The organism is Methanococcoides orientis (assembly GCF_021184045.1).
GTDB lineage: Archaea > Halobacteriota > Methanosarcinia > Methanosarcinales > Methanosarcinaceae > Methanococcoides > Methanococcoides orientis.
In genome coordinates this window covers 653165-676659 of the sequence record NZ_CP073710.1, presented here as the reverse complement: position 1 = coordinate 676659, position 23495 = coordinate 653165, and the positions used below count along the sequence as shown (strand labels likewise).

The window sequence follows — 23495 nt, the reverse complement described above, 5'->3', positions numbered from 1 at the left end:
TACTTTTTTTCAGACGAAACATTAATGTATAGCATTGCTAACATTTGTCATGATTTATATTGATAAAAAACGTGGTGACAATTATGTTAGGAATAGATGACCCTCAGATCTGGATCGCTTACGTCCTTTGCGTTGTAAGCGCTCTTGGTTGTATGGTCTATGGTCTTTTAAAATGGAATGAAGAGGAGGAGCTCTAATGGCAGTGAGTATCCCCCTTCTCGGAATTGTTGTACTTATTTACCTGATGGTTGTTTTCTGGTGCGGCTGGCTTGCATACAAGCGTACCAAGGAAGTGGATGACTACATGCTGGCAGGAAGGAACGTGCATCCAGTCATTCTTGCCCTTTCCTACGGTGCTGCATTCATCAGCACATCGGCAATTGTAGGGTTTGGCGGTGCTGCCGCGGTCCTGGGAATGGGACTCTTGTGGCTTGCTGCCATGACTATAATTGTAGGGATCTTTGTTGCTTTCGTTTTATTCGGATCCAGAACCAGGAGTATGGGAGCTAATCTTAAGGCAGTCACTTTCCCCGAACTTCTGGGAAAGAGGTACCAATCCCGTTTCATACAAGGTTTTTCCGGAGCAATTATCGGGTTGTTCATGCCTCTTTACGCAGGAATTGTCCTGATCGGTGGAGCAAGATTTGTTGAAACCACTCTGGGGATCAATTATGATGTTGCAGTCCTGATCCTTGCGATCATTGTTGCAGCTTATGTTATTACAGGAGGATTACTTGCCGTCATGTACACCGATGCCTTGCAGGGAGCCCTGATGTTCATTGGTATGACCGTCCTTCTGGTTCTTACATATATTAAGCTCGGAGGCGTTACCGAGGCCCATATGGCACTTACCAACATGGCAGGTCTTGTACCCGATAGCCTGGCTGCAGGAGGACATATGGGATGGACCTCAATGCCAGCGTTTGGCTCACCTATCTGGTGGACACTTATTTCAACACTGGTGCTTGGCGTGGGTATCGGCGTTCTTGCACAGCCACAGCTTGCAGTACGTTTCATGACCGTGAACAGCAAGAAGTCGCTCAACAGGGCAGTCTTTGTGGGAGGACCTTTTATCCTTATGATGACAGGTGTCGCCTTTATCGTAGGTTCACTTTCCAACGTATATTTCTTCCAGACGGATGGCCTGATAGCCATCGCCGCAGCCGGTGGTAATCAGGATCTTATCATTCCTGAATATATCAACAGTGCCATGCCTGACCTGTTTGTAATTATATTCATGGTGACCCTTCTTGCAGCAGCAATGTCGACCATGAGTTCACAGTACCACACAATGGGAAGTGCGATTGGTCACGACTTCTATCGCGAGTTCCTTATGAAAGGAAAATCCGGGCAGACAGTAACTATGACAAGAGTGGGAATTTTCATTACCATTATTGCGAGTGTGATACTTGCATACATCCTGCCTATTAGCATAATTGCAAGAGCAACAGCAATATTCTTCGGAATTTGTGCAGCAGCTTTCCTGCCCATGTATGCAGGTGCTCTTTTCTGGAAGAGAATGACCCGTCAGGGTGCAATTGCAAGTCTTCTGGTCGGTACATTCAGCAGCCTTTTCTGGCTGACATTTGTCCACGCAAAAGAGGCAGTACCACTGGGCATTTCACAGGCACTTTTCGGTATGGATACGATCCTGACCGGGACCTGGACAGTTGTTGACCCGATACTGGTGGCCACTCCTATTTCAGCCATTGTGGCCATTGCGGTCAGCCTGATGACAGAACCACCATCGGAAGAACATCTTGCGACCTGCTATAAAAAATAAGATCAGCAGATAAGATGATCAACAGAGAAGAAAATTAACTGATAAACTTCATGTTGACATCTTTCGCATTTTTCTTTTTTGATAAAGAAATGAGCTGAAAGCTTTTACTTTGTAGTATAAAAAAATTTAAAGATACATGACATAAGCTATTCTAAAAGAAAGTGATCAGAATAAGATGAAAGGCAAAAGTCTATGACGGAAGTTTAGAGGGGATGGATTTATACTTCATAATAATTATTTCGACTTTTGCCTAATTTAAGTTCGTTTACATCGAATATAAATGTATTGATTTTATTGTTTGGAGATCACATCGAAAACCAAAAATAAGGTCCATCACAAAGTATTAACCATGAAAATAGGTGTTGTTATCCACGGACCTGAAGTTATCGATTCCGGTCATGCAAAACATATACTGGAGATTCTCTCAGGCATGGGGAAAGTCACTGCGAAGCTTGGTGGCACAATGGGAAAGATCGCAGTCATGGATGCACACATGGAAGACCTTATAGATATTAAGGAAAGCCTCAAACCCAGTAATGCTATTGATTCCCTTCTTGGCAACTGTGACGCTGTTTTCCTGCTCAATCATGGGAAAACGCCAGAGAATGGGGTTGAATTTGGCAGTATTGTAATGTCCAGGCTTTCTGACAGGAACCTCAACCCCATCATCCAGATAGAAAGCCCGGGATGTGAAGATAGCAGCGTGATCTACTGGAATGATGAAGGTTACAGTCTCGCAACAAAAATGGGAGATCTGCTTGCAATGCCAGTATCTGAAGGTCAGGATCACGGGGATGTTGATATCTCGACTGTAGGCACAAAGACCATGAGAAAAATACGAGGAGTTCATACCGGCGAGCTTATCATGATAGAAGGATTCGTCATTGGTAAAGCTATTTCCGAGGATGTATCCATTGTAGTGGAAAACGGTTTTGTAACAGGATTAGAGGGCGGCATAATCAAAGAGCATGGACTTGAGAAACTACACATGTACGAATCCTTGGAACCACTTGATATCAGGAAAGCCTGGGTTAAGACCGGCGCTATAAGACGCAGTTTGCCTGAAGTTGGGATCGGACCAAAAAAATGCCATACATTGATCCATGAAAGCAACTCTTCCCTCATGGCTACTTTGATCGATCATCTAGCAGAGCGATCCATAGAACTTGCCGAAGGATGTAAATGTGCCATCACTGTAGGTGATGATACGACTGCAATAGCAGGTGATATTCTCTACAGGTTGCATATTCCTGTAATTGGGATCACTGATGGAGATCCCGATGGTTTTTCACACACTGCACACTTTTATCCGGGATCTCTTGTCCTGCAACTTGAGCCGGGATGGGATGATATTATCGGGAAACTTATACGCAAGAAACTTTTCGATGGCAATGATCGTGCAAGATTTGATAGCTTTGAAAATATGCGAGAAAACGTTCTGGAAATCGTCGGGGAAAAACTGGTGCTGTTGACCAATTATTGAATCATCTATGTTAGTTGATGGATTTCCATACCAGGGACTTATGGGAAATCTCTATACCAGAGTTTGCATACAAGACTTTCCATACAAAACTCCCCCATAACAATTCCCCAATAGTAGTCACCCTGTATAAGATCCGGGATGATCTTGAAGGCTGTTCTTTAAAAATATACATGTAAAATAAGTAGATTAAATATTATAATATGTATTTATATATTCCCTGCATAATTGCCTAATTCGTCACACACAGTTTAAATATAATAATGACACATCTTTAATTGGGGGTAGAAAATACTCTACAGTATTTATTCTACAATAGCGGTACGGTGATGGACATGATAAGCTTTGGTGGAAAGCAATTGAGTGAATCCAACGAGGAGATCGTGGAGTCTCTAAAGAGTCTTGGAATGACAAGGAATCTTGCTACGACCATTGCATATCTATCAAATGTGAAAGAAGCCTCTTCGCAGGAGATAGAAATGAGCACAGGTCTTCGTCAACCCGAAGTCAGTGTTGCAATGAGAGAAATGAGAGAGAACTCCTGGATATCAGTTCATAATGAGAAGGTGACCGGCAAAGGAAGACCTACAAAGATCTATTCTTTAACAACTCCTTTTGCAAAGATCATTAAACATTATGAAGAAAAGATCCGTGAGGAAAACGAAGCAAGAATGCGCATAATCAACAAACTGAAAACTCTTGCCAAATAAAGAGCACCCGGATTTAGATCCCTCCGGATTTTTTTTGTTAGCTGTGTTCTTTGGTTGTAAGAAAAGAAGTTTCAAAACAGCTTTGCTTTTTTTGATTTATATGATCAACAATCACATTACTCTGTTTTATAAAAATATATTGTAAGTCTTGGAACCATATACATTACATTGCAGCAATATTCAAACGAACTGTTAATGAATTATATTGCTGCGATGTATTATATTACAGAGTAGTATCAGCCGCCTGATATCGCCCTGAGAATAGTTATTGTTCCGGCATCGACTGTCCCATCAATGGGAACAGCCTGACCGTTGTTTAATAATATTACTAGCTCCTGATTTATATCCAGAATTTTTAACAGGTCTTCATAGGTTGCTCCATCAGGAACATCTATGATCTGTCCTTCCGGACTTTCAGGAAATATCTTCACTTCTACTTGCGGACTCAATCTAGTATTTCACCGCCTTCTCCTTTGAGATCTTCGAGGTTTTCGTGTATTAATTTGTCTTCCAGAATTTCGATCTTCTTTTCACCCTTACGTTCTGACTCGCGTTTATGGTACTTTGACATACATTTCACCTCACTAATAAAATGGGTTCGTATAGTTATTAATCCTTTCGAAAACCATTATATAAACTATTAAAAGGAAGACCGAACAGGTAATCTTTATGTCATATCAACCAGATTTTAAATGCATGTTAAATTCACTGATATTTGACGCTGATGGGGTCCTTATGGATTCTATGCCATGTCATGCTGATGCCTGGGTACACACATTCTCTGAAGTTGGTATTGACATCTTCCGGCAAGATATCTATGATATTGAAGGTTCCAACCACGCAGGCGTCATAAAGCTCATATTCAAAAAGGCCGGTCGTGAACCAGATCCTGAAATTATCGAAAAGCTTCGGGTTCGAAAGCGTGAACTGTTCTTAAAAAAGAAGAATATAGCTCCTTTTGACGGCATGTACGATCTACTGAAGAAACTTAAAACCGATTTCCATCTTGCCGTGGTTTCCGGTTCAGATCGTCCGATCGTGGATAGTATGATAAATGAATTCTATCCGGACATCTTCGAAGTGACGATATCAGGTGCTGATGTTACCAATGGAAAACCAGATCCTGAACCTTATCTTAAGGCCATGGAAATATTAAAAGTAGAAAAAGAGAACTGCCTTGTGATCGAGAACGCACCTCTTGGCATAGATTCTGCAAAGAATGCAGGAATTTACTGTGTGGCAGTTCCAACCTATGTGGATGCTGAAAAACTTAAGAGAGCAGACCGGATAATTCAGGATCACAAACAATTAATTGAATTCCTGAGCGATATAGAATCGCCCAGGTAATTCTTTCAATATCCTTTTTTCTAATAGATGCTTCAAACAAGCCTTACAGTCTCAAGGTTTGTAAGTGCTCTTGTTTCAAGGCGATATTTCTTGTGCAATGAACTTGCAAGATCAATGCATGAACGTTCATCACCGTGCTCAGTGAAAACACGCTCTGGCTGTGGCTTCATCTTCTTGAAGAAGTCCATCAGCTGTTTTCTGTCAGAGTGACCTGAGAAACCATCGACCACCTCCACATCCATATTCATCTGGACAACTTCAGCTCCGTTCTTGGATGAGAGCGGGATCTCCTTCCAGCCTTTCTGGATACGTCTTCCAAGGGTACCATCTGCCTGGTAACCGACGAACACAAGAGTGTTGTTAGGATCAGGTGCAAATGCCTTGAAATATTCCATAACAGGACCTGCATTCATCATACCGGAGGTTGAGAGGATAACGCATGGGTGTGGATCATTGATGATCTTCTTTCGAAGGTCATGGGAATCTACCGGCTTGAAGCATTCTGCAAGGAACGGATTCTGTCCTTTCTGGAAAATGAGCTTCCTGAGGTTATTGTTCAGGTATTCCGGATAGGTCGCATGGATTGCTGTAGCCTCCCATATCATACCATCAAGGTAGACAGGAATATCGTCAATTATGCCTTTCCTGATAGCATCTTCAAGAACTATCATGACTTCCTGGCTTCTTCCAACAGCAAACGCAGGTATCAGTACAATACCATTATTGGCAATTGTCTTTTTGACGATCTGCTGAAGATTCTTCTCAGCTTCTTTAAGGGATGGTTGTGTTGCCGAGGATGCACCATAGGTCGATTCTGTTATAACGGTCTCAACACGCGGGAATTTGTTGACAGCCGGGTCAAAGAGCCTTGTCGGACCGTACTTGTAGTCACCGGTGATAACAACATTGTGAAGACCATCACCAATATGGAAATGTGATATTGCTGAACCAATGATATGGCCGGCATTGTGGAATGTGAGCTTGATATCAGGTGCAATATCGGTGACCTCTTCGAAATCAAGTGCAATGGTGTGTTTAAGTCCGTCACGCACATTTGAAGACTCGTAAGGTATCCTTTTACCATCTTTTGCAGCTACATCGATATAATCCAGCTGTAAGAGCACCATCATATCCCTTGTAGGTGATGTGCAGTAAATAGGACCTTCATATCCATATTTGTAAAGTAGAGGAACAAGTCCCTGGTGGTCAAGGTGAGCATGTGTAATTACAACCGCATCGATCTGGTTAAGTGGCTGTACTTCAGGTAAATAGAGGTATGGAGTCATATTGTCGTCTGAACCAACGTTCACACCACAATCGATCAGGACCTTTGACTCAGGAGTTGATAAAAGGAAACAACTTCTTCCTACTTCTTTACAACCGCCCAGTGATGTAACCCTTACCCACTTATCCTTTGAGGTACATTCCCTGTGAATATTGCGACCAACTGTCTTAAGGATCTCTTTACGGTCCTTGTGGTTGGTTCTCATAAATTCCCTGATGTTATTAACAGTTCGGGATTTGATCGGCGGCGTGCGGACAACCTTTGGTGTCCAGCCGATCTTCTTTGTGATCTCACGGAGTGTCTCTCCGTGCTTACCTATCACAAGTCCGGGTTTCTCCGCTTCTATGACCACTTCTCCCACATCAGGATCAAAGTGAAAATTAGTTAGAATGGAATCCTTTGGAACGGTATCTTTTATCTTTTCGATAGCATCCTCTGGAGGAACTAAGACCTTAGGGTCCGGACGAACGACTATCCTTGTTCGAAGAGCTTTTGCAAGGTTCCTTACGATATGACCATTGTCTGCAAAATTTTTAGGATCCTCAGTATAAACAACAAGTTGAGGTCCCTCAAACTCAACACTGGTGATGGTAGTTCCATCAGGGACCTTTTCTTCTATTTTCTTTTTTAGGTCAGATAGTACATCTTCTATTGCCATTAAATAGCCTTCCTATTTCAAAAAAGTCAAAAAATGTTAAAATTTAAAAAAAATATATTAAAATTAGATCAAACCCATAAGAACGGATCTGATCTGCATAAAATCAATATAAAGCTTTACGTTTTTCCTTAACCTCTTCCTGATCAAGTCTTTCATACTTGTCCTTTGTGATCACAACGACGTCAATACCTTCTCCGGAAGCGGAATCCCTCTTCATTGCATTGTGAAGAGCACGTATTGCAAGGTCAACTCCTTCATCTACGGTCATATCCTCTTTATAGCGGTCCTCGAGAACACCATATGCCATCGGAGATCCTGAACCTGTTGACACTGCCTTTGTCTCTTCGATCTTGCCTCCAAGTGCATCCAATGAATAAACTGCAGGTCCGTTCTTGTCAAATCCGCCAATAAGCAACTGAACCATAAGTGGATAATATCTCTGTCCGCTCAAAAGATTAGAGAGAAGTGTCGCAATACCTTTGATGGTGACTGACTCCTGCCTGCGCATCTTGAAAAGCTTGGATTCTACACTAATGACACGTACGATCTGCTGTGCATCGCCTACAGAACCTGCAGTGGTCATTCCCACAAGGTCATCGATCTGATAGATCTTCTTTGCAGTCTTGCTGGCGATAAAATTCCCCATTGTTGCTCTCTGTTCAGTAGCAAGGACTACTCCATCAGAGCACACTATACCTACAGTAGTTGTGCCTTTTAAATGCTTATCATTATCCATTAATTATACCTCATAGTAAAAAACGAGAAAATCAATAGGTAAAAATGTGTTTTGCTTCCCGCAATACAACATCTCTTTAGTGATTTTAATATATAAATTTATCCATAGTCATTTTTCAAATAACAATATAGAGATCAATAAATTCCGACCTCATCTGCAAGATCCTGAACCCTGGCAATAGCATCTTCACTCATCCCTCTGTCCTTCATACGCTGGATACATCTTGAAATGGTCACAGTTTCTTCCCCCATTACAAGATTATCAGCATGAGACACGATCTTCTCTTCGATGCTCACAGGAAGGTAATTGTCTTCAGGAAGACCCAGAAGTGAAGCTTCCTGACAGGTTATACCTGCACCGATATGGTTCCTTATAATACGTACCAGCCGAGGATCAAGATCAAGATCTTCTGCGATCAATGCCCCTTCCAGAGCGTGCCTTATTCCATGAGTACGACATCTTCCAATATCATGAAGAAGGGCACCCAGTTCCACGATCCCGAGATCTACATCCTTACCTGATCCCCTGTATGCAGCAGCAATTTCCACCGCCTTCTTTGAAACCACCTGGCAATGGCGGATAACGTTCGCTGCACAGCCTGCTTCCACAAGAATTTTCAGGGCATCAGAAGGTGAGATCATGGATTGCTGGTTTTTAGCTCTTCAAGACGTTTTGTGAGCTTTTCGACCATAGGTGAATTATCTTCGAACATAAGATCCTCACCACATGCAGGGCAAAGGAACTCACATTCACTTGCATCATTGAACTGGAACCTTACACATCCTTCAGGACATGTGTAGAATACATTATCTTCTTCAGATTCAAGACGTAACTGAAGGTTCTTGAAAAGTCTCTTTTTTTCTTTTGCAAGATGGGACTCAATGTCACTAAGATCGAGCTGCCACAGGTAAGTAAGCCATCCACTGCTGGAATCACGCTCCCTTCTGCAGATCGCAAGCTTGTTCTCGTTCATGATGAAAAGTGTTCTCCTGACAATGTTGAGCATAACACCGGTTGCTTCGGCGATCTGCTCGTCAGTGACCTCGCCCTCAGGCATCTTCTCGATCATCTCAAGCCCTTCTTCACCCATTAATTGTATCAGATATCCTCGGACAACTGGATCATTTAAATCTGTCAATAGTATCACCTTTCAAGTAAGATCGTATTTATAAGTAGATAGTATGAATAATTATTAAACTAAGGATAGGACTCTTGGGTATTTTGTTATTTATAACTAATCCATAAATAATTGATATGAGTTTCGTCCTTCCAGTCTTAAGCCATGTTTCTTATTCTGTATGTTGTGTCCAATGCCTTTTCCATAACATCTTCGCGGGTAGCACCTGTAGCAAGTATTGATGCAATGGGATCATCAGGAAGAGCCTGATAGCCCTGTGCAGGAATATCAGCAATGGGTTCCGTCCTTATCTTCTCATAAAATGAGCCATCCACAGTTACATTCTTATCAGCATACAATACAGCCCGAATAGCATATTGACATATATCAGGAGTTTCTTCCGGAAGAATGCCATCAAAAGACCGTACATGAAGATCAAAGAGATTAACGCCGGTTGCCATTTCCACAGTATCCAGACTTCCCTGCAATCGGGCATTTACCTCTATTACCACAGGCCCTGTATCAGTAAGGAGAAAATCCACACCATTGGAGCCGATTAGTCCAAATTCTAATGCGATCCTTTCAGATATCCCATACATCTGTTGAGTGTAAGGTGTCCTGTAAGGCGTTATATTACCACAGTACGCAAAAGGCAAACCGGAAAGCCACGGAACACCGATAAGCTGCTCGTTGGCCGCTATAGGAACTGCACGGGACCCATCCGCTATGAGAGAAACACTTGCGGGAAAACCTGAAAGGAACTCCTGTACCATGATATCACCGGATGTCAAGGTCGGATCCAGTTCAGGGATCTCTTCCAGAATAGCATTAAGATCATCTTCATTATGTGCGATCCTATTCAAACGACCCCCTCCTGCACATTTAGGTTTCACCATGAGGGGATATCCGATCTCATCAGCTTCTTCCACATTACCTGAGCGAGGATGGGAAATTCCCAGAGACTCAAGCTCTTCTGCAAGAAATGATTTGTCAGAAACCTGTTTCATGGTAACAGGATCATTGTTCAGTATCCTGCAGGACTGATCTCTAAGATCCAGTTCTTCAAACCCGGAACCGAGTACGATGGCATCGGGACATACATCAAAATTATCGATCAGTTCAAGAATGGTTTTTTTATCTATGTCCTTGATATCAATGTCTTCATTTGTAAGAAGGGATTGACAGGCAACCGTATTTTCTTTCAGGTCCATGTCACAAAAGGCATCGATGGCATAGACATTATAGCCGGCTTTTGTAGCTGAGCAGGCTATGTTCCTGCTACTGTACCCTAAAACAAGAACGTTCTCCAAAAAAGATAACCTCCTTATAGCCTGTGTGCACTGTCCTCCGGCAGAGCAAAAAGTCCCTGCTCGGTACTTATCACCGGTATCTCACTTCCGGACTCGGATGAGAAGAACATAGGTTTCTTTAATGTTATAGTCTGATAAGTAGAAGGATCAAGGACCATTATATCATCGCCCTCCACAGCTACAAGAACAGCACCAACTGCATCATCCCTGTTGGCTATGCGTATAGCACCATTGAGCTTTTCAGTTTCTTCGAGGAACTTGGCACCAGTTGCAAGGTAGATACCTTTGGAGTTCTTTCCGGAGTTCCTGATCTCGATAACATCTCCTTTAAAGAGAATGATATCACCTGGCATGAACTCAGGCAATCTCATGGAAAAAGTAATTCTGTAAAGGTCTTTCCCATCTTTATGACTGTAAAGCGTAGGAGACTCTGAAAAGGTCCCCCCGATTTCTGATACAATGGACTTGCATATCTGACGGCCTGCATTTGCCGAACCAAGATATAGATCAGCTCCATCCTTTGAATCAATGCAATCCGTAATGAACGCAAAACGGTCTCCTTTTTTCCATAATTTCTCTACCATCTCGGCAGAGATGAGCTTACAGGAATCGATCTCTTCAGGAGTTACGATTCTGTTTGCTGCCCTTATCTGCAGAATAGCCTCGAAATAGCCACCTGCCATCCGGCTGCACCTGTCACAGGCTTCACGTATGATGCGAACCTCTGCCTTGAGCTCCTGATGCAGTGGTTCTCCCTCGACCATGGCATCGATCCCCACTCTTACTTTGTAGAGATGGGGAGTCATCTCCCGAGGATCAATGCTGACCTCAACATCGTCCGCTTCATCGTGGATAAAAAGCTCGTCCTCAACAGTCCTTATGGCGATATCCTCAAGATCTCCTTCATCCCGCCATTTATTGCGGTCAAATCGTGCATTGCACTTGGAGCATATCCGTGTGTGAAGGACAAGCGGAAGCACAGCTAAAGTAAATTGTTCTAAAAAGCATTTCCTACAAACGTTTTTGTAGAGTCTTTTGGTCTCTGCCCCACACTTTGGGCATAATGTAAAGCTCATTAGAGTTGTGAATGGTCAGTAGTTGGATATTAGTCTTTTGTACAATACAACAAACTTCATTTCCTGAATATGCTCTTAGCAGAGAATTTCTGTTTTAGTTTCTGGGTGAACAATGGCCTGAGATTCCAGAGAAGTTTCTTGTTACTCTTGAACAATGCAGACACAAGTACAATGAAATCCATCTTATCGAAATCCACATCCTTGACTGATTCAGCAAGACTGTTGAGATCATCATCTGCCAGGTTAAAGAATGTTTCCTTCACGATCAGGCTGTTGCCAATATCCTTTCCGATAGTCTCACGCCAGAGTGATTCGTATTCCTGAAGCATATTCTCAGAAACATCACCGGATGCGATAGCCTTTGCTGCAACCTCGCCCGCCATCATTCCAGCATCCATGGCATTGCTTATCCCGCCGCCTGTAAAGGGGTCGGACTGCCTTGCAGCATCACCTACAAGCATCAATCCACTGGCGATTGTCCTCTCAATAGGACCACTTGCAGGAACTGCACCAGCAACTCGTTCAATGATCCTGCCTTCAGAGATATTATTCTCAACAAATTCGGTCAATAGGTCTATCGGCCTCTTGATACCGGCCTTGTTCCCAAGTATACCGATACCCACATTTGCAACGTCACCGCCTTTAGGGAACAACCAGATATATCCTGAAGGTGCAACTTCATTTCCGATATAGAAATAACAGAAATTCTGATTAATACCAGAACCACTTACAAGAAACTGTGCACATGTTTCAACCTGTGAGGGCTTAAGGGATGTATCGATACCTGCCCACCTGCCGACCTTGGATTCAACTCCATCTGCACCAATGACAATACTGGAGCGTATCATATGCATATCACCGTGATACATCAGGTGAACGCCACATACAGCCCCATTCTCAATAATAAGTCCGGTTACCCTTGCCTTTACAAGAACATCAGCACCAGCTTCTGCACTTTGTTCTGTAAGTGAACGATCAAATACTTTCCTGTCAAGAACATAACCGACCTCAGACCCGGCATTCTCTTCAGACATCGTAATGGTAATACCATTAGGCGATATGATATGTGCTCCTTTAACTTCAGAGCAGATCCATTTTTCATCAGGTTCAATATGCTGTTGAAGTCGTATTTTGCTTACACCCTCAGCACATCTTATAGGTGCACCTATCTCCTGTCGCTTCTCAACAAGAAGAACAGAAAGTCCTTTCCTTGCAGCAGTGGTTGCTGCTATCGAACCAGCCGGTCCTGCACCTACAACGATCACATCATACCGATCTTTCATAATATTGCTCCAAAGGTCCCGATTATTTATTTCTAATGATCGGGGAAGGTAGTTACAATTGATTTATTTTATTTAAGATTATATGGCACCTGTGGCTAACTTATATACCAGTTTATAATAAAATCGAAGTGAAGCTTTACGTTAATCGATGTTTGCTTATTAAAGTCCTTATTAGAATAGCAATAACTTATTTAGTAAATAAGAGTTAACGATGTTAACTTTTAGAAAATAAGAAAATTATTTATGCGTAAAAAGTGAATATTTTACATAGTGAGTGATAGCATAATTGAGTATTGTGCAGGGTGGTGGTATCTAATTGTAAATGGTGGCATGGAATTGAAAATATTTTGTTGTAGGATTGGGGAATTACCTACACGGCTTTAAATATAAACAGATTCCATAAATTTAAAGGGTGGTGCGTATGAGAGACAAAAGTATAGTAATATGTATTGGACTGGCTCTTGTCTTAATGAGCTTGTCTGTGGCTTCAGCGGAAGAGGGAGAAGTTGAGGTTGAAATGGAGGTAATGCCGGATATGTTTGTGTTAAGTGCAAACAGTCCCTGGCTGGAATTGGATGTATATGATCCCGGCTTAGAGAACTATCCATCGTTTGAGTATCTAAATGATACCGATTGGGCTGATGAATTGGGATTAAATGAAACAGAGTTCTATGCCGAAATTACCAACAGCACTGGTGGAATAATATTCAGCGGTAAGACGGAATTCGACCGCTTCGAAATTAAACGAAGTGAAACGACCGGGGATTTCGTTTTGGCAATTATGGTCGCTAGATATAATGTGACATTAGATTCTAACTCTCCTACCGATGACCTCGATAGCCCATTGAAAATTGAGGTAACAGGTATAATCACATATCCGGAAACTGAAGGAAATCAGAGCGGAGATGTGAAATTCAAAGCAACCGATTCGGTTGTCGATGTAAAACTTCAGGGAGAAATGCCTGAAAAGGCTGGAGGAGGAGATAAAGGAAAACATGCAGCTACCTCTGAGACAAATGATGTTCCTACAAGTGAAGTTGTGATTATAAATGCAAATGAACCCGCATGCGAACTTGTAACTGAACCTGTAGTGGTAAGTGCTTTAGTCTCGCCTCTTACAATCATGCTGGAGTCAAAATGTCCTATGTTTGGTATGGAGGTTAAAAACAACGCAAACGGTACTGATGCAGACACTCTTGAAGTCGATTATGCTCGATATGATGTTCAGGATATGAACGACAAGTTTCTTGTGAACATAGAGCTGGGGGTTATTTTGACTGAAGATGATGGAATTTATAACGAAACCGGTCAACACAAAGTAGGTGCAATAAAAATAGAAAATGCTATCGATCTTAAGAATGAACATGATGAATATGAGATCAGCCCCGAAACAGGCAATCTCGTATTGCAGTATGTCAGAAGTGATGTGTTTAGTTCCCAACTTGGGTATGATGTTCACGGCGAACCCGTGACCTTTGGTGCCTTTCTTGAATCTTCCTGTAGTGGTGATGATATGACTGGTTCTGTCCCACTCTACATCAGGGGTGTATTTGAAGAAGGCGTATATCCCGCAGGCACGGAATTTTATGGGGAAAGCAATGCTATTGTGATGGGAAATTCACAATCAAAGAAGAAGGGAGGTAAAAATAAATAAATTTAAAAAAGCATCTCAGATGTGGGCGCCCTTGACCCCCACATCTTACTTTTAATTCACCCATCATACTTTTTCTTTTTTAATTGAAAATAGCATTTCTATCACTAAACAACAGAAAATTTCTCAATATTCCAACATCTTCCCACTCCAGTTCTTCGGGAACTGAACCTTAAAAGATGGGTTTTACAAAAAAATGATAAAGAGGAATTTATTAAACCTAAAATATAGAAATCGAGAGGTAAACTGACTGTAGATTATTAAATTATAATAAAAACTTTATTTGAGCTTAGTTTTAGCAAATAAACCGTCATCAAGTTTTATTAGAAAAATTATGTTTGAAAATACCTGTAAATTTTAAGAACATGTAATCTAAATAAATTAATTTCAAAGTAAGTATATATCCAATAACCCCAAATATTGTTTTGTAAGTCAATTTCATAATAGTGGAGGAAACCGGAATGAAGTTAGGAACGATTAAAGGTTTTGCAATTATTGCTACTGTGCTGATGATGGTCAGCTTACTTCCCATAACAGCACTTGCAGATACTGTAAATGGATTTGAGGCTGCACCCGGAAAAATGCAGATGAACAATTCCAATGAAACGTTCGGCCTACAGGAACAAGACAGATTAAGGACGCAGGACAGGATAAATATTCAGGAGGCAAAGAAGGAATACAACAACCTGACATATGAGTTCCAGATGGTAAAGAGGCAGCAGGTAAGAGGTGAGCTTACATCTGAAGAAATGATCGACGCATCTAAAGTTTACCTCAATGGTACAATCGATTACATGGTACTTCGTCTCGAGAACATAAGGGATGAAGGCGACTATCCTGAAGACGTGAACGAGACCATTAACAGTTACATCGGTGAATTCGAACTTGCCAGAGTAGTTGTTGAGGAAGCCGAGACAAGAAAGGAGCTTTCAGATGCAATGAGAGATATAAAGAAGCTCTGGATGGATGCAATAAAGGATATTCGAGACTTCACTTCAGTAAAAGTTGGTGAGAAACTTGAAAATCATATTGCCAACACCAATCGTATATCTGAACGCCTGCAGAATGAAATAAGAGAGATGGAACAGAACGGCGAGGATGTCGAAGATCTTCAGGAAATGCTTACTGAATATAATGAACTGATAGCTGAAGCAGAATCACTCCAGGAAAAAGGTGATGTTGAGGAGGCAATTAAGAAGAGCAGAGAAGCTAACGAAAGGCTCAGGGAACTACTCCGTGAGATGAAACAATTCAGAAAAGGTTTTGTGAACATGGCAGGCGAGGGTCCTCTTAATGCAGAAGGAGACGGAACTATTGTCCTTTCCGGACAACTGAACGCTACCATCAGCGCAACAGATGCAATGCTTGTTGTCAAGGACCTTGCCAGAGATTTATATATTGATGTCACCGGAACATATGAACTGGTCAATGAAGAGAGAGCAGAAGACGGGTACCATGCCTTTGTATATCACAACTTCACCGGCGATGCCATCATTAAGGGAAGCAGGCTTACCATTATGATCCGCGGTGAGGACATAACAGTCTTTGCAGAAGGAGATGGAAGTGCTTCACTCTCAGGCGAGGGATCATACCGGATTGGTGAAGGTGCTGAAGCATTTGTGACCGAGTTTGCAGGAGAAGTTTCAGAAGCTGAAGAGGTTAACGACGAAGGCGTTGAGGAAGAAATATCAGCTGATTTAGGAACTGAAGGTGTGAAAGGAGCTGATACATCCGGCCAAAATGATGAAAGTAATAAGCCACAGGAGGACTAATCATGGTCAGCTTTAAGCACATTGGAATTATCGCGATCCTGCTGATAGGACTCACCTTCTCAGGTTGTGTTGACGACCAGCCTGCAGAAGAGGTGGTTGATGCCGAAGCACCAACTGCAGATGAGATACTTGCAGAAGAAGGGGTCGGACTAACCGATTCGGAGATCGAGGATCTCGAAAGTGATCTTGACGAACTGGAAGCTACACTCATGGAACTTGATGAGGATGAGAACCTGACTATTGAAGAGGTCTGAACGAACAAAAGTTCAGGCTCTTTTTCTTTTTATCTTATACTGCAATTCATTCACCAGCATTGATACTTGCCGAAGATTCTCTTACTTAAGAATATTTGTAGTATAATGCTTGATAAGATACTGTTTTTTGACCTGAAGTGTCCAGTAAAAGACTTAATTTACAGATACAGAATTATCTTAATGTAATCATTCGAGATATATTTAGTTATACAAATAAAAGCAGCTTTAATTAAATGTTTTATTTTATTTATAGATTATGAATCAAAGTAATTGCAAAGTACATCATATTTTTAAAAAAGACACCAATAAGCATTAGACTTATTGTAACATTAGCATTAAAGATAATAATAGTTGCACATTCAGCAAACTTATATAGGATAATTCGTTCTACTTATGAAAACATATGAGACATAAATATGCCTCAATGTTTTAAATGTAATTATATTAAAATAAAATAACGTTTTTGTTGTTTTATATATTAGTATAATTACAAACATAAATTCAATTTATCTTTAGATAAGTAATTCGCTAATGAAAAATCAAAAAAATGTCAATCATATTTCCTACCATATAATGAATAAAAGTAGAACTCCAACAACAATCGTGTGATCCAGGTTCTCCCAGACTCAGGAATAAAAAATATGCTAATTTTTTTGGATTTTTAAAACAAGTTGATTTACACTATCTTAAGTGAATTTGAAACAGCCTGATTCAAAATATTTGAAGGTTTAAATGCACGCCATTCGGTCAGCTGCACTTGTTGACAGAATGTGCTGCATTATTGGTGGTAGATATATGAAAAAATACGGCATATTAGCTTTAAGCATACTTTTGTTGCTGGCACTTGCAATGCCAGTGGTATCGGCAGGAAGTTATGATAATATGGCGGTCGTTGCGAATACGACTAGTGATCTGAATGGAGATTATACATTAACTGAAATTCCAAATGGGAACTACACACTAATTGGAATAAACAAATCAGAAGATAATACATGGCGTAAAGCAGAAGTTGGTATCAGTATAGCAAATTCTGATCGTTTTGAATATCTAAATACAAGTAGTAGGAATATTGATGCAACAGAAATGGAATACCTGGTGAACTTACTTAACAGATCATCAGTATCAGGTCAAACATATAAGAAAGTAAAGGATGCTCCAGAAGAAGTCCATCCATACACCACTGTATTATTGTTTGATTCAACTACAAACGAACTTGTTGCCAACACAACCAGTAGTTTGACTGGTCACTACACACTAATTGGAATTCCAAACGGTGACTACACACTAATTGGAATAAACAAATCAGAGGATAATACATGGCGTAAAGCAGAAGTTGATATCAGTATAGCAAATTCTGATTGTTTTGAATATCTAAATACCAGTAGCAGGAATATTGATGCAACAGAAATGGAATACCTGATGAGCTTGCTTAACAGATCATCAGTATTAGGTCAAACATATAAGAAAGTAAAGGATGCTCCAGAAGAGGTACATCCATACACCACCGTATTATTGTTTGATTCAACTACAAACGAACTTGTTGCCAACACAACCAGTAGTTTGACTGGTCACTACACATTAACCGGAATTCCAAACGGTGACTACACACTAATTGGAATAAACAAATCAGAGGATAATACATGGCGTAAAGCAGAAGTTGATATCAGTATAGCAAATTCTGATTGTTTTGAATATCTAAATACCAGTAGCAGGAATATTGATGCAACAGAAATGGAATACTTGATGAGCTTGCTTAACAGATCATCAGTATCAGGTCAAACATATAAGAAAGTAAAGGATGCTCCAGAAGAGGTCCATCCATACACCACAGTACTATTGCTAAAAGAAAAGCTAGGTGCAAATGATCATCACCTTAATATTTCCATAATAACAGGTTATGAAAGCTATTCTGCAAAATTAAACAGTGTAGTTGAAAGGATAAACAGCAATCCTGACTACAACATAACGGTTTCATATTATTTACCATCAACAATTGAAAGTGATGTCAATTTTACGGAGATGGATATCATCTACGTTAACATGTTCTCAGATACTGCTTCATTGATCACGGATAATATCGATGAGGCAATTGCAAACGGAACAATCGTTGTAGGTTACAATACACTCCTAAATGAAAACTATGTAGTTCCAGAAAGCTTTTCCAGTGAAGACAAATTCGAAGACGAGCTGCAGGATTACTGGATATATGGTGCTATAGATGAGTCAAACTTTGATAATCTAATATTCTTCCTGGCAACCACACTTGGCGATCGCAATGACCTGCAAGTTGAAGAGCCCATAGGTTCAGATAGGGCAATTTACCATCCCGGCATGCCTGCACCACATTTCACTAACAATGCCAGTGAATACTTCGAGTGGTACAGCAACAGGGATCCAGCAGAACACTCCTTTGATGTGGATGCTCCAACCATTGGTATGACATTTTATGCCTCCTATTATCCGGATGATATGGCAGCTTATGATGACATAATTGAAAAGCTGGAACTAAGAGGAATGAATGTCATCGCATGCTATAGTGCCAAAACGGAACCTTCCGACCCATTCTTTAATTACAGCCCTGAAACCAAAGTTGACCTGATACTTTCAAGCACTTATCGTAGCCAGTACTTTGACATCGACGGACTGGGTGTACCGGTCATGAACACAGTACTCAATAGCTACATGAACCTAACAGAGTGGCAGGAAGCGACTAATCCACTACCAAACACTAATATGTTGAGGATCTACAGGCCAGAGTCATGGGGCTGGATCGATCCGATCATGATCGCATCAGAAGAAATTGATTCTCAGGGAAATGATATTTACGTTCCTGTTGAGAGTCAGATAGATTGGCTTGTGGACAGAGCTGAAGCACAGACAGAACTTGCTCTAAAAGATGAATCCGAAAAGAAGGCAGTTGTCGTTTACTATAACCATGGAGCAGGAAAAGACAACATCGGTGCTTCATACCTTGAGGTCATTCCAAGTATTAACAATCTACTGAATGCAATGGATGATGCAGGATATCAAGTGAACGAATCTGAAATCCCTAACGAAACAGAACTTGTAGACCTCTTCCTGACACAGGGAACGAACATAGGCACATGGGCTCCAGGAAAACTGGAAGAGCTTGTGGATACCGACAAAGTAGAACTGATACCTGAAGAGACCTATAATGGATGGTTCGATGCACTTCCCGAAGAGAGAAAACAGGAAGTAATTGATATGTGGGGTGAAGCACCCGGAGAGATAATGGTCCATGAGGACGAAAACGGGAACAAGTTCATAGTCATACCAAAAATAGAGATCAGTGAAAATGTAATTCTTGCTCCACAGCCTACCCGCGGATGGTTACAGGACAATGATGCAATTTATCATGCAGGAGAACTCCCACCCCACCACCAATACATCGCATTCTACCTCTGGTTACAGAACGAGTTCGATGCTGATGTAATGATAAACATGGGAAGACATGGAACTGTTGAATGGTTACCCGGAAAAGAATTTGGTCTGTTCAGAGATGAATGGCCCGCTATAATGACTGGTGACATACCTGTAGTTTATCCATATGTAATGGATGGTGTCGGAGAAGGCATGCAGGCAAAACGCAGAGGTAATGCCATCATTATCGATCACCTCATACCACCGGTTGTGATGTCCGGAAGTTATGGTAACTACACAACGTTGAATCAAAAGATAGGTCAGTACAACACCCTTTCCAGTGATCCTAGTATGCAGGAAGCACGCTACAAAGAAATAGTAAACCTGACACTCGAACTACATCTTGATGAAAGGGTTGACATGAGCCTTTCACAGGACAATGCTACCAGAGATGAGTTCCTGGACGAACTTGACGATGTCTTAAGAGAACTCAGAACAACATCCATGCCATATGGACTGCACATCCTTGGAACTTCACCACAAGATGAACAACTAAATGAAATGGTCTGTTCCATGCTTGGAAATGATTTCAAGGAAGAAGTTGCACTGTATAATACATCCGAAAATGCATCAGTATCACTTCTTGACCTCGTATTGAATCAGGGAATTGGTTCCACTGATGCTCAGGAACAGGTTCTTGGAGTTGGCAACAGTTCCGTAAAAATGGATGCTTACCTGTCAGATTCTGTGGAGTATGCCAATACCCTGAGTCAGAGTGAGAACGAGACACAACAGGTAATCAATGCGATGGACGGTAAATATATTGCAGCTAATCTCGGAGGAGACCCAATACTACGTCCAGATACCCTACCATCAGGAATGAACTTCTATGCTTCCGATGAACAGATCATTCCAACCCCTCATGCATGGAAACTTGGAATGGATCTTGCCAACGAGACAATTGATATTTACATGGCTGAGAATAATGGCGAATATCCAAGGAAAGTCGCATTTGTCCTATGGGCAGGAGAATCCACACGTCACGAAGGCGTAATGGAAGCAGAGATCCTGTATCTTCTCGGAGTAAAGCCTGTTTGGGATGGAACGAAAGTTGTAGACGTAGAGCTGATCGATTCTTCAGAGCTCGGTCGTCCACGTATAGATGTACTTGTACAGATATCTGGTCTTTACAGGGATAGCTTCCCACACAAAGTAGAACTGATAGATAAAGCGGTATATCTCGCATACAATGCACCGGATAATGGATATAAAGAGGATGAGGAACGTCCAACGCCCGAATATATCCCGTATGACCCTGCAGAGAACACGAACTATGTCAGGGAAAATACCAACAACATCTACAACGGACTGAATGCAACCTTCCAGAATGAAACGGCATCCATGACCATTTCACTGCTCAGGATATTCGGTCCTGAGGATGGTGCCTATGGAACAGGTATGGCTAATGCGATCTCTGCGAGTGATACATGGGAAGACAACACGGCTCTTGCTGACCTTTACATGGAAAGGATGAGTCATGCATATGGTGAATATGTCTGGGGAGAGAGCATTGAAGATATCGTCAGCCAATGGGATGTCGCCGATAGCTCCGTGGATAATAAGGAAGTCTTTGAGGATAACCTTGAGGACGTTGAAGCTATATTGCACAGCCGCAGTTCAAACACCTACGGTGCCCTTGACACAGATGATTTCTTCCAGTACATGGGCGGATTGATGCTGGTTGTAGGAGAAGCTTCCGGTACAACTCCGGACACTTACATAATGAACCTCCAGAACCCGGATGCTGAAACAATAGAGACCCTTAAGACATATCTCTCAAGGGAGATCGTTACAAGGTACCTCAACCCGTCCTGGATCGAGGGCATGCAACAGCATGGCTTTGAAGGAGCAGGTGCTATGGGAGACTTCATCGAAAATCTCTGGGGATGGGAAGCCGTATGCCCTGACCTAATTGATGAACATGTATGGGACAGTGTGTATGAGACATACATGACCGGTGAAAATGCAGATTGGATCAAAGAGAACAACCCTTACGCATATCAGTCCATGAACGCAAGGATGATCGAGACTGCAAGAAAGGGTAACTGGGATGCATCTGATGAAGTGCTTAAGAGCCTCATTAAAGATTATGTTGAGTCCGTTGCTGAGAACGGTGTTACCTGCTGCCATCACACTTGTGGTAATCCTTCACTCGACCAGTTCATCTCCGGACAGATATCCCTTCTGGGAGTAGATGTAGATAGGGATACTCTTGAGAAGTACAATGAACTTATGCAGGAAGCAACACATCGTTATCCTGAAACCAGTGCCAGCAGTAAGAGCAGCTCGAACACACCTTCTGCAAACATAGTCAATACCACAAGCACAAACACTGATACCGCAGGTTATGGAACTGCTACAGAACAGGGATCTGCAGTGGATGATAACTATGTGGAAGGATACGAGATGACAAAGGAAACAACTTCTGAAGAGAATGCATCCTCAAGTGGATTCTCAGGATCTGACGTGATCGCTACAGCAGTTGTTCTGGTTGCCGTAGGAACTATCATCTACGGATTCCGCAGACAAAGACTCTAAAAATAAGTGGCATCCTTAGATGGATGCCTGTTTCTTTTTTACTTTTTTGATTGCTTAATTGCTCATTTATCCATTAATCGTTCATCAATAGATATATTAAGCAAAGATCTCTTCCAATCCGCTTTCCAGATATGGATACATCGCGTCAGTATAACCATGTGCTGCACTATCAACAGCTCCGAATGACTTTGGTTCTTCGGCCTTTTCGAATGTGTTCATTGCAGAATCGTAAGGAATGATAGTATCATTAAGGGAGTGTATCATCACAAAAGGACGTGGAGATATACCACCAACATAGTTGTCAGGATCGATCGATATGTAAAGATCATAGGCTGCCTGATCAATGACATCTTCCCTATCGAGAGAATCGGAATCATATCCACTTGTACTTATGCCGATGACACCGGATATGGACTCATCAATGGATGTTGCAATGATAGCAAACCTTCCACCGTTGCTAGAGCCAAGCATTGCTATTTTCGAGCCATCGATCTCAGGCTGGTCACGCAGTACATCTGATGCCATCAATGCATCATAGACCATCAGGAACTCAACAGGCTCAGCACCGTTCCTGAAGAGCATTATATCATTTTCCACATTTACTGCACCAAGATTACGCTGGTCGATGACGATAGATGCATAACCCATTTCAGCCAGCAGCACAGAAAGGTTATGTTCACCTTCTTTAGTAACGCCTGCGCCCGGCAGGATAACAACAGCAGGGACAGGATCGCTGTTGTTGCTATCTGTGGAAGGAATCGTTAAGAGGGAATCTACCTCTGCTTCCCTGCTTGTGTATATGATTGTCTTTACAACATAATCGGGGTTGGAGTCGTCAAGATTGATGACGGAATATTCAAGTTCTTCACGCTCAGGATATGACAGCAATCCATCATCTGTCATTGTCCATTGATCTTCCTGACCACTATAGAAGAGACCATAAAAACCTGCAAGTAGAAGTGAAACACCGATGAGAAGTACAATGTTGTTGTGACGTTTTAGAAAAGTTCGCTTTGGTTCGATTTTAGCCATAGCTAGATAAATGGTAATACAA

19 protein-coding genes are annotated in these 23495 nt (G+C 41.6%); 9 read left to right on the top strand and 10 right to left on the bottom strand.

Annotation, left to right across the window (positions count from 1 at the left end; translation table 11 throughout):
* The first annotated feature begins 83 nt into the window (after positions 1–83).
* The 4 genes from J7W08_RS12295 to mreA all read left to right on the top strand — a co-directional run bounded on the left by J7W08_RS12295 (position 84) and on the right by mreA (position 3973).
* Positions 84–197: a symporter small accessory protein gene (locus J7W08_RS12295; protein WP_375141059.1), complete on the top strand. Its 114-nt coding sequence runs from the start codon at positions 84–86 to the stop codon at positions 195–197.
* A complete protein-coding gene (locus J7W08_RS03415; RefSeq protein ID WP_233085247.1) occupies positions 197–1783 on the top strand; it encodes a sodium:solute symporter family protein in 1587 nt (528 codons plus the stop codon). Before J7W08_RS12295 ends, J7W08_RS03415 begins: the two co-directional genes overlap by 1 nt.
* A gap of 349 nt (positions 1784–2132) precedes the next feature.
* Positions 2133–3266, top strand: a complete 1134-nt coding sequence (locus J7W08_RS03410; RefSeq protein WP_233085246.1) for a DUF2117 family protein — start codon at positions 2133–2135, stop codon at positions 3264–3266.
* A 332-nt stretch (positions 3267–3598) separates the two neighbouring features.
* Positions 3599–3973 carry an MreA family transcriptional regulator gene (gene mreA, locus J7W08_RS03405; protein WP_233085245.1) on the top strand — a complete coding sequence of 125 codons (375 nt, stop codon included), beginning with the start codon at positions 3599–3601 and terminating at the stop codon, positions 3971–3973.
* A gap of 236 nt (positions 3974–4209) precedes the next feature.
* Here mreA and J7W08_RS03400 read toward each other — a convergent pair whose 3' ends face one another.
* Both J7W08_RS03400 and J7W08_RS12195 read right to left on the bottom strand, forming a co-directional pair.
* Complete coding sequence (locus tag J7W08_RS03400; protein WP_048194363.1) at positions 4210–4422, bottom strand: ubiquitin family protein; 213 nt, start codon at positions 4420–4422, stop codon at positions 4210–4212.
* Positions 4419–4544, bottom strand: a complete 126-nt coding sequence (locus tag J7W08_RS12195; RefSeq protein ID WP_259370112.1) for a hypothetical protein — start codon at positions 4542–4544, stop codon at positions 4419–4421. Before J7W08_RS12195 ends, J7W08_RS03400 begins: the two co-directional genes overlap by 4 nt.
* A gap of 125 nt (positions 4545–4669) precedes the next feature.
* On the opposite strand from J7W08_RS12195, the gene J7W08_RS03395 reads away from it, so the two are divergent.
* Entirely contained in the window at positions 4670–5320 is a 651-nt protein-coding gene (locus J7W08_RS03395; RefSeq protein ID WP_233085244.1) for an HAD family hydrolase, read from the top strand.
* Positions 5321–5352: 32 nt separating this feature from the next.
* Here J7W08_RS03395 and J7W08_RS03390 read toward each other — a convergent pair whose 3' ends face one another.
* The 7 genes from J7W08_RS03390 to J7W08_RS03360 all read right to left on the bottom strand — a co-directional run bounded on the left by J7W08_RS03390 (position 5353) and on the right by J7W08_RS03360 (position 12785).
* Positions 5353–7263 (bottom strand): beta-CASP ribonuclease aCPSF1, encoded by a 1911-nt coding sequence (locus J7W08_RS03390; protein ID WP_233085243.1) that lies wholly within the window; start codon positions 7261–7263, stop codon positions 5353–5355.
* A 103-nt stretch (positions 7264–7366) separates the two neighbouring features.
* Entirely contained in the window at positions 7367–7999 is a 633-nt protein-coding gene (gene psmB, locus J7W08_RS03385; protein WP_233085242.1) for an archaeal proteasome endopeptidase complex subunit beta, read from the bottom strand.
* Between the two features lie 134 nt (positions 8000–8133).
* Positions 8134–8640 (bottom strand): TIGR00295 family protein, encoded by a 507-nt coding sequence (locus tag J7W08_RS03380; RefSeq protein ID WP_233085241.1) that lies wholly within the window; start codon positions 8638–8640, stop codon positions 8134–8136.
* Complete coding sequence (locus J7W08_RS03375) at positions 8637–9137, bottom strand: transcription factor (protein ID WP_233085240.1); 501 nt, start codon at positions 9135–9137, stop codon at positions 8637–8639. Before J7W08_RS03375 ends, J7W08_RS03380 begins: the two co-directional genes overlap by 4 nt.
* Positions 9138–9274: 137 nt before the next feature.
* On the bottom strand, positions 9275–10426 hold the full coding sequence (locus tag J7W08_RS03370; protein ID WP_233085239.1) for an ATP-grasp domain-containing protein: 1152 nt from the start codon (positions 10424–10426) through the stop codon (positions 9275–9277).
* Positions 10427–10440: 14 nt separating this feature from the next.
* Positions 10441–11502, bottom strand: a complete 1062-nt coding sequence (locus J7W08_RS03365) for a 60S ribosomal export protein NMD3 (RefSeq protein ID WP_233085238.1) — start codon at positions 11500–11502, stop codon at positions 10441–10443.
* A gap of 56 nt (positions 11503–11558) precedes the next feature.
* On the bottom strand, positions 11559–12785 hold the full coding sequence (locus J7W08_RS03360; protein WP_233085237.1) for an NAD(P)/FAD-dependent oxidoreductase: 1227 nt from the start codon (positions 12783–12785) through the stop codon (positions 11559–11561).
* 421 nt (positions 12786–13206) lie between these two features.
* Here J7W08_RS03360 and J7W08_RS03355 point away from each other — a divergent pair, with 421 nt between their 5' ends.
* The 4 genes from J7W08_RS03355 (at position 13207) to cobN (ending at position 22441) form a co-directional block, all read left to right on the top strand.
* Entirely contained in the window at positions 13207–14439 is a 1233-nt protein-coding gene (locus tag J7W08_RS03355) for a hypothetical protein (protein WP_233085236.1), read from the top strand.
* Between the two features lie 458 nt (positions 14440–14897).
* Positions 14898–16208: a hypothetical protein gene (locus J7W08_RS03350; RefSeq protein WP_233085235.1), complete on the top strand. Its 1311-nt coding sequence runs from the start codon at positions 14898–14900 to the stop codon at positions 16206–16208.
* Between the two features lie 2 nt (positions 16209–16210).
* The gene (locus tag J7W08_RS03345; protein ID WP_233085234.1) at positions 16211–16462 is read left to right on the top strand and encodes a hypothetical protein; all 252 of its coding nucleotides are present in this window, start codon (positions 16211–16213) and stop codon (positions 16460–16462) included.
* Between the two features lie 795 nt (positions 16463–17257).
* Complete coding sequence (gene cobN / locus J7W08_RS03340; protein WP_233085233.1) at positions 17258–22441, top strand: cobaltochelatase subunit CobN; 5184 nt, start codon at positions 17258–17260, stop codon at positions 22439–22441.
* A gap of 96 nt (positions 22442–22537) precedes the next feature.
* On the opposite strand, the gene J7W08_RS03335 is transcribed toward cobN, so the two are convergent.
* Complete coding sequence (locus tag J7W08_RS03335; RefSeq protein ID WP_233085232.1) at positions 22538–23473, bottom strand: alpha/beta hydrolase; 936 nt, start codon at positions 23471–23473, stop codon at positions 22538–22540.
* Between the last annotated feature and the right edge of the window lie 22 nt (positions 23474–23495).

Coding starts and splice junctions, on each gene's coding strand:
- J7W08_RS12295 (WP_375141059.1), top strand. CDS start 84: ATGTTAGGAATAGATGACCCTCAGATCTGGATCGCTTACGTCCTTTGC.
- J7W08_RS03415 (WP_233085247.1), top strand. CDS start 197: ATGGCAGTGAGTATCCCCCTTCTCGGAATTGTTGTACTTATTTACCTG.
- J7W08_RS03410 (WP_233085246.1), top strand. CDS start 2,133: ATGAAAATAGGTGTTGTTATCCACGGACCTGAAGTTATCGATTCCGGT.
- mreA (WP_233085245.1), top strand. CDS start 3,599: ATGATAAGCTTTGGTGGAAAGCAATTGAGTGAATCCAACGAGGAGATC.
- J7W08_RS12195 (WP_259370112.1), bottom strand. CDS start 4,544: ATGTCAAAGTACCATAAACGCGAGTCAGAACGTAAGGGTGAAAAGAAG.
- J7W08_RS03395 (WP_233085244.1), top strand. CDS start 4,670: ATGTTAAATTCACTGATATTTGACGCTGATGGGGTCCTTATGGATTCT.
- J7W08_RS03390 (WP_233085243.1), bottom strand. CDS start 7,263: ATGGCAATAGAAGATGTACTATCTGACCTAAAAAAGAAAATAGAAGAA.
- psmB (WP_233085242.1), bottom strand. CDS start 7,999: ATGGATAATGATAAGCATTTAAAAGGCACAACTACTGTAGGTATAGTG.
- J7W08_RS03380 (WP_233085241.1), bottom strand. CDS start 8,640: ATGATCTCACCTTCTGATGCCCTGAAAATTCTTGTGGAAGCAGGCTGT.
- J7W08_RS03365 (WP_233085238.1), bottom strand. CDS start 11,502: ATGAGCTTTACATTATGCCCAAAGTGTGGGGCAGAGACCAAAAGACTC.
- J7W08_RS03360 (WP_233085237.1), bottom strand. CDS start 12,785: ATGAAAGATCGGTATGATGTGATCGTTGTAGGTGCAGGACCGGCTGGT.
- J7W08_RS03355 (WP_233085236.1), top strand. CDS start 13,207: ATGAGAGACAAAAGTATAGTAATATGTATTGGACTGGCTCTTGTCTTA.
- J7W08_RS03350 (WP_233085235.1), top strand. CDS start 14,898: ATGAAGTTAGGAACGATTAAAGGTTTTGCAATTATTGCTACTGTGCTG.
- J7W08_RS03345 (WP_233085234.1), top strand. CDS start 16,211: ATGGTCAGCTTTAAGCACATTGGAATTATCGCGATCCTGCTGATAGGA.
- cobN (WP_233085233.1), top strand. CDS start 17,258: ATGAAAAAATACGGCATATTAGCTTTAAGCATACTTTTGTTGCTGGCA.
- J7W08_RS03335 (WP_233085232.1), bottom strand. CDS start 23,473: ATGGCTAAAATCGAACCAAAGCGAACTTTTCTAAAACGTCACAACAAC.